Source organism: Flavobacterium pectinovorum (assembly GCF_006438875.1).
Classification (GTDB): domain Bacteria; phylum Bacteroidota; class Bacteroidia; order Flavobacteriales; family Flavobacteriaceae; genus Flavobacterium; species Flavobacterium pectinovorum_A.
Window position 1 is genome coordinate 1 of the sequence record NZ_RCZH01000008.1, and the last position, 8,957, is coordinate 8,957.

General features: G+C 38.2%; 1 pseudogene. It reads right to left on the reverse strand.

From position 1 onward, the window contains the following. Positions 1-8,739: pseudogene (locus EAH81_RS13035) on the reverse strand (DUF11 domain-containing protein); the annotation flags it as partial. Between the last annotated feature and the right edge of the window lie 218 nt (positions 8,740-8,957).

The window sequence follows — 8,957 nt, forward strand, 5'->3', positions numbered from 1 at the left end:
CCAAGTATATGTTTCTCCTGAACAGATGGTTTTATTTGTTACTATATCCGATGGTTTCGGGGTTACCGAAAGATTCAAAACCTGATCTGCAGTACAACCGTCGTTTACGATTTTTAAAGCTGATTGATTGGTCGTATAATCAGTTCCGTTAGCGGACCAAGTATATGTTTCTCCTGAACAGATGGTTTTATTTGTTACTATATCCGATGGTTTCGGGGTTACCGAAAGATTCAAAATCTGATCTGCCGTACAACCGTCGTTTACGATTTTTAAAGCTGATTGATTGGTCGTATAAACGGTACCGTTCGCTGACCAAGTGTAACTTTCACCTGAACAGATGGTTTTATTTGTTACTATATCCGATGGTTTCGGAGTTACCAAAAGATTCAAAATCTGATCTGCAGTACAACCATCGTTTACGATTTTTAAAGCTGATTGATTGGTCGTATAATCAGTTCCGTTAGCGGACCAAGTATATGTTTCTCCTGAACAGATGGTTTTATTTGTTACTATATCCGATGGTTTCGGGGTTACCGAAAGATTCAAAACCTGATCTGCAGTACAACCGTCGTTTACGATTTTTAAAGCTGATTGATTGGTCGTATAATCAGTTCCGTTAGCGGACCAAGTATATGTTTCTCCTGAACAGATGGTTTTATTTGTTACTATATCCGATGGTTTCGGGGTTACCGAAAGATTCAAAATCTGATCTGCAGTACAACCGTCATTGATGATTTTTAAAGCTGAGTGATTCGTCGTATAAACGGTGCTGTTTGCTGACCATGTATAACTTTCGCCTGAACAGATCGTTTTGTTAGTTACAACATCTACAGGTTTTGGTGTAACGGTCAAATTCAATACTTCATCTGCTGTACAACCGTCATTTACGATTTTTAAAGCTGTTTGGTTGCTATTGTAAACTGTAGCATTTGCAGCCCAAGTATAAGTTTCTCCTGAACAGATAGTTTTGTTCGTTACAATATCTGATGGTTTTGGTGTTACAGTCAAATTCAATACTTCATCTGCTGTACATCCATCATGTTGAATTCTAAAACCATTTTGATTGGTCGTATAATCACTTCCGTTAGCAGACCAAGTATATGTTTCTCCTGAACAGATCGTTTTGTTCGTTACGATATCTGTCGGTTTTGGCGTTACAGTCAGATTCAAAATCTGATCTGCCGTACAACCATCATTTACGATTTTTAATGCTGATTGGTTCGTGTTGTAAACCGTGCTATTTGCTGCCCAAGTATAACTTTCACCTGAACAAATGGTTTTGTTTGTTACAACATCAGAAGGTTTTGGAGTTACCGTCAAATTCAAAATCTGATCTGCCGTGCAACCGTCGTTTACAATTTTTAATCCTGTTTGATTGGTATTGTAAACGGTGCTGTTCGCTGACCATGTATATGTTTCACCTGAACAAATAGTTTTGTTTGCTACAATATCCGCAGGTTTTGGCGTAACGGTCAAATTCAAAATCTGATCTGCCGTACAACCATCATTTACGATTTTTAATGCTGATTGGTTCGTGTTGTAAACCGTGCTATTTGCTGCCCAAGTATAACTTTCTCCTGAACAAATTGTTTTGTTTGTTACAACATCTGCAGGTTTTGGCGTTACCGTCAAATTCAAAACTTCATCTGCTGTACAGCCGTCATGCTGAATTCTAAAACCGTTTTGATTAGTTGTATAATCAATTGCGTTGGCAGACCATGTATATGTTTCTCCTGAACAGATAGTTTTGTTTGTTACGATATCTGCAGGTTTTGGTGTTACAGTCAAATTCAATACTTCATCTGCTGTACAACCATCGTTTACGATTTTTAATGCCGTTTGATTGGTGTTATAAACTGTACTGTTGACTGACCAAGTGTACGTTTCACCCGAACAGATCGTTTTATTTGTTACAACATCTGCAGGTTTTGGTGTTACGATAAGGTTCAAAACTTCATCTGCTGTACAGCCATCATGCTGAATTCTAAAACCGTTTTGATTAGTTATATAATCAATTGCATTGGCTGACCATGTATATGTTTCTCCTGAACAGATAGTTTTGTTTGTTACGATATCTGCAGGTTTTGGCGTTACAGTCAAATTCAATACTTCATCTGCTGTACAACCATCGTTTACGATTTTTAATGCCGTTTGATTGGTGTTGTAAACTGTACTGTTGGCTGACCAAGTGTACGTTTCACCCGAACAGATCGTTTTATTTGTTACAATATCTGCAGGTTTTGGTGTTACAGCCAAATTCAAAACTTCATCTGCTGTACAGCCGTCATGCTGAATTCTAAATCCGTTTTGATTGGTTGTATAATCAATTGCGTTGGCAGACCAAGTATATGTTTCTCCTGAACAGATCGTTTTGTTCGTTACAACATCCGATGGTTTTGGCGTAACAGTCAAATTCAAAATCTGATCTGCAGTACAACCATCGTTTACGATTTTTAATGCTGATTGATTGGTCGTATAAACGGTGCTGTTGGCTGACCAAGTGTACGTTTCGCCTGAACAGATTGTTTTATTTGTTACTATATCCGATGGTTTTGGTGTAACGGTCAAATTCAAAACTTCATCTGCCGTACAACCGTCATTGACGATTTTTAATCCTGTTTGGTTGCTATTGTAAACGGTACTGTTGGCTGACCAAGTGTAACTTTCGCCTGAACATATTGTTTTGTTTGTTACAATATCAGAAGGTTTTGGCGTAACAGTCAAATTCAAAATCTGATCTGCAGTACAGCCGTTGTTTACGATTTTTAATCCTGTTTGATTGCTATTGTAGGCGGTGCTGTTTGCTGACCATGTATAACTTTCGCCTGAACAGATCGTTTTATTTGTGATAACATCCGCAGGTTTTGGTGTAACAGTCAAATTCAAAACCTGATCCGCAGTACAGCCGTTGTTTACGATTTTTAATCCTGTTTGATTGCTATTGTAGGCGGTGCTATTTGCTGACCATGTATAACTTTCGCCTGAACAGATCGTTTTATTTGTGATAACATCCGCAGGTTTTGGTGTAACAGTCAAATTCAAAATCTGATCTGCCGTACAACCGTCATTAACGATTTTTAAAGCCGATTGATTGGTCGTATAAACTGTACCGCTCGCTGCCCATGTATAACTTTCACCTGAACAGATGTTTTTATTTGTTACTATATCCGATGGTTTTGGTGTAACGGTCAAATTCAAAATCTGATCTGCAGTACAGCCGTTGTTTACAATTTTTAATCCTGTTTGATTGCTATTGTAGGCGGTACTATTCACTGCCCAAGTATAACTTTCGCCTGAACAGATCGTTTTATTTGTGATAACATCCGCAGGTTTTGGTGTAACGGTCAAATTCAAAATCTGATCTGCGGTACAACCGTCGTTTACGATTTTTAAAGCTGGTTGATTGGCCGTATAAACGGTGCTGTTGGCTGACCAAGTGTACGTTTCTCCCGAACATATTGTTTTGTTTGTTACTATATCCGATGGTTTCGGAGTTACCGAAAGATTCAAAACCTGATCTGCAGTACAACCGTCATTAACGATTTTTAAAGCCGATTGATTGGTCGTATAAACTGTACCGTTCGCTGCCCATGTATAACTTTCACCTGAACAGATGTTTTTATTTGTTACTATATCCGATGGTTTTGGCGTAACAGTCAAATTCAAAATCTGATCTGCCGTACAACCATCGTTTACGATTTTTAATGCTGATTGATTGGTCGTATAAACGGTGCTGTTGGCTGCCCATGTATAACTTTCGCCTGAACAGATCGTTTTATTTGTAATAACATCCGCAGGTTTTGGTGTAACAGTCAAATTCAAAACCTGATCTGCAGTACAGCCGTTGTTTACAATTTTGAATGCTGATTGATTGATCGTATAAGCGTTACCGTTCGCTGACCATGTATAACTTTCACCTGAACAGATTGTTTTATTTGTTACAACATCTGCAGGTTTTGGTGTTACAGTAAGATTCAAAATCTGATCTGCAGTACAACCGTCGTTTATGATTTTTAATGCCGATTGATTAGTAGTGTAAACTGTACCGTTCGCTGCCCAAGTATAACTTTCACCTGAACAGATGTTTTTATTTGTTACTATATCCGATGGTTTTGGTGTAACGGTCAAATTCAAAATCTGATCTGCGGTACAGCCGTCATTCACTATTTTTAATGCTGATTGATTGCTATTGTAGGCGGTGCTGTTTGCTGCCCAAGTATAACTTTGACCTGAACAGATCGTTTTGTTTGTTACTATATCCGATGGTTTTGGTGTAACAGTCAAATTCAAAATTTGATCTGCCGTACAACCGTTGTTTACGATTTTTAATCCTGTTTGATTGCTATTGTAGGCGGTACTGTTGGCTGCCCAAGTATAACTTTCGCCCGAACATATTGTTTTGTTTGTTACAACATCTGCAGGTTTTGGTGTTACGGTCAAATTCAAAATCTGATCTGCAGTACAGCCGTTGTTTACAATTTTGAATGCTGATTGATTGGTCGTATAAGCGTTACCGTTCGCTGACCATGTATAACTTTCGCCTGAACAGATGGTTTTGTTTGTTACAACATCTGCTGGTTTTGGCGTAACAGTCAAATTCAAAACCTGATCTGCAGTACAACCGTCGTTTATGATTTTTAATCCTGTTTGGTTGCTATTGTAAACGGTACTGTTGGCTGACCAAATGTAACTTTCACCTGAACAGATGGTTTTATTTGTTACTATATCTGATGGTTTTGGCGTTAGTGTTACCGATACCGAAGTTCTTGGACTCTCGCAACCATTTGTAGTTTGGCTTACATAATAAGTACCTGCTGCCAAAGTTTCATTTCCGACATAAAGTGTACCTCCTGTATTGGCGTTGTACCATATGAAACCTGCTCCTGATGGGGATAAATCACTTATCTTTTTATTTTCCACCAAACAGAAAGTCTGAGCACCAGCACTTGGCGCAGTTGGTGTAGGATTGACGGTTACCAATGTTGCAACAGAAGCTGGACTTTGACATCCTGTAGCATTTGCAACTTTTACAGTATAACTTCCTGAGGTAGATACTGTGATGGATTGAGTTGTTTCCCCTGTCGACCACAAATAACTGCTTCCTCCGCTAGAAGTTAAAACTACGCTTCCGCCCGGGCAAAATGTTGTTGAACCTCCCGTATCAATCGATGGTGCAGCCGGTGTAGGGTTTACTGTAACTGATACTAATGTTCGTGTACTTTCACAACTGTTTAGCGTTTGAGATACATAATAATTTGCTGAAGATAAAGTTTCCGTACCAGTTAAAAGTGTTCCGCCTGAGCTGGCATTGTACCATTTGATACCTGTCCCTGATGGAGATAAATCATTTACTTTTTTATTATCAGAAGAACAAAATGTCTGAGATGAAGCTGTTGGTGCAGTTGTATTATTTACTGTTACCGATACTGAAGTTCTTGAACTTTCGCAACTGTTTGTAGTTTGGGATACATAATAAGTTCCGGTTGCCAAAGTTTCAGTTCCGGCATAAAGTGAGCCTCCTGTACTGGCATTATACCATTTGATTCCTGCTCCTGACGGAGATAAATCATTTACCTTTTTATTATCAATAGCACAAAATACCTGAGACGAAGACGTTGGTGCGGTTGTAGTATTTACTGTAACTGCTACAAAAACTCTGGAACTCTCACCGCAATTATTGCTTTGGCTAACATAATAACTTTTGGTAGATAATGTTTCACTTCCATCATAAAGTGTTCCGCCTGTATTGGCACTGTACCATTTGATGCCTGCTCCTGATGGGGATAAATCATTAACTTTTTTAGAATCATTAACACAAAACGTCTGAGGTAAAGTTGTTGGTGCTGATGGTATTGTATTTATGGTTACTGCTACTGCTGTTCTTGCACTCTCACCACAACTGTTTGCGGTCTGAGTTACATAATATGTTTTGGAAGTTAATGCCGTAGTTATCGCTAAAGGCGATGTTGAACTATTCGTATCATACCATTTTATAGTGGATCCTGATGGAGATAAATCTCCTATTTTTTTATTATCAGCAGAACAAAATGACTGAGGTGAAGCCGTTGGTGCGGATGATGTGCTATTTACAGTTACCACTACTGCGGTTCTTGTACTTTCACAGCCATTTGATGATGTCTGGCTTACATAATACGTTTTAGAAGTCAATGCCGTAGTTCCTGCTAAAGGCGATGTTGAGGTATTGGTATCATACCATTTTATAGCGGATCCTGATGGAGACAGATCATTAACTTTTTTATTCTCAGAAGAACAGAATGCCTGAGCAGAAGCCGATGGTGGCGCTGGGGCAAAGGTTACTGTTATTGATGCAGAACTATTACTGGCACAACCTGAGCTACTTATTATTTTAAGAGAATAAGTTCCTTCATTGTTAATTGTAATAGTTCGGGTAGTTTCTCCTGTTGACCATAAATAAGTACTTCCATTATATGTAGCTGCATTATCCGTTGACCTTAAATTTGTGTTTCCGGCAGTTGTACATGAAGCCAAATTTTTACTCACATAAATTTCTGGTGTCGTTGGCTGCGGATTATTTGTTACTACGACTGGTTTTATAAAAACGCACCCTTCAGGCGAAGTTGCTTTTATATAATATGTTCCTGCAACTGCAGTAGTTGGTGTTGTATAAGATATTGTTGCCAAAGAATTTGTCCAGTACGAAAGCGCCAAATTTCCTGTACTTCCGGCGGTAACTGCCGCAGCTGTCAGATCAACCGTAAACGGTACACAGACAGTTGCAGGATTCGTTACAGCTAAATATGGTAACTTCGGATTTACTGCCGCACTCGCTGAATTGTTTGCTGTATTCGTATCTATGGAAGCGGGTAATGATGCAGTATTTGTATAATTGCCGGATGGATTTACGGTAGCAGTAACTTTTAATGTTAATACTGCTCCTGCATCTACGTCGCCAATACTCCAAACTCCTGTTGCAGAATCATAACTTCCAACTGACGGAGTTGAACTTACATAAGTATATCCCACAGGAAGTAAATCATTTACTGAAATCCCTGAAACATTATTACCTCCTAAATTGCTTACTTTTATCGTAAATTCTACATTCGATCCTATACATGGAGTTGTATTATCAACTGTTTTTGTAATTCCCAAATCTGTACATAAGGTAACTGTCACAGGTTTTGATTGCGTTTGAGCCCCACACGCTAAAGTTGAAGAGACAGAATACGAACCTGTTTTTGTAGCGGTATAAGTTGGCGAATTAGCTCCGGCAATTGCTGCTCCGTTAAAGAACCATTGGTATGGTGCAAAACCAGCAGGAGTTGTTAGTTCTGCTTTATTATTAGTACAACCTCCTCCTGAAATATAGGTTAAAGTTGGATCTTCGGGCTGAGCAGCAAAATTAGAGAAAAATCCAGCCATCGAGAAACCTCCATCTTGCTGTACTATCGAAACGGTTAGTTTGGCAGCACTTGAAATAGAAAGAAAATCAGGACCTCCAATTTGAGTATTTTTAAAGTTTATGATATACCAGCCCGTTGCTCCTATTTGATAACGTGGTGCAACACCGCTTCTAGTTTCAATATTAATTCCGTTTACATAAACAACTTCTGTAGCACTTCTTAAAAGTATATATCCAAAATAATCTAATGTCCCTAATTGGTAGTTTCTAAACTTTGCTGTTTCTATAAAATTAGACCCTCCACATTCTGATACTGGAGCAATTGTCGAAACATCAACTTCACAATTTTGTGCCGTTCCGGAATATACCACCACTTTCTTGTCAGCAACCACACGTGATGCAGTAAAACTTGTACCGCCACTACCATTTACAAAAGTATAAAAATCTCCTGCTAAGGCTAAAGTAACCGTATTTGTTGATGCTAATATCCCTGCAGCTGTATATCCGGTTATCGTTACAGCTGTGTTATCTTTTGTAGCTATTACTGTCGTTTGCTCTGCAGTACTATTTCCAGTTCCTCTTTCAATAAAATACTCTGTTCCTAAAACTGCTTCAGGAGGAATCTGATTGAAAGCACCATCCCCACAACCACCAGGCACATCTATCGCTGCAGATGTGTTCATTACACAAGGATTTGAAGATTCTACTAAAGTTCCCATTGGAGCTTTAAATAAATAACTTTGTCCTGCGTTTAATGTAGCTTTAACAACATTATTTATCTTTACAGAGGTATTATTGGCAGTAGACATAATGCTGTAAATAGGAAATTGTTCACCAAAGCTTCCAAAACTCCCCAATGAACCGTTTCTATAATACCCTACTCTAAAACGCACTCCAACTCCTGCATCACCAAAACTTGTTAGTGCAGCATTTCCTTTAATATTTGCATCATTATTTTCTCCGTTAATGTAATCATCTGAAGCAACATTTCGTAAATTTATAGATGTAGGTTCAGAACTTGTGACAATTAAACCTGCTGCGTTAAGCACTGTATTTAAAGCATTCAAAGGAAGAGTGCTTGCATTAAGTTTAAATCTGTAAACAGCGGGAGTTCCTTTTGTAGCCGTTAAATTTGTTTCTAAAGTACCATCACTCTTAGACAATGTTATATTTACTGTCGCTGTTGAGTTTGTTGCAATAACAATTTCATTTGCTTTACTAAAATACTGCCAGGGTGCCGGCGCGATATAGTGTTTTGTATAAAACTGTGCCGAAGCATGGTGAGATATCAGTAGTAAAAATGCAATAATAAAAGTTAGCCTAAAAAATTTAGGTTGGTTAAAAGTAAAGTTACGCATAGACAGCTGGGATTTGGGAAATAGAAACTACAGATGTCGAATAACCAAATAGGCCATTCAACAAAATCAGATACGATAAAATAAAAGGAATGGATGTCAAAAATCTCAAAAAAGTTTTTTCAAGATTTTCATACAGAAATTGTAATGTTTGGACCATAGTTAAATAGGTTCAAGACACAAATTTGTCTTTTAGGTTAGATTTAGTAGTTTTTGGCGGA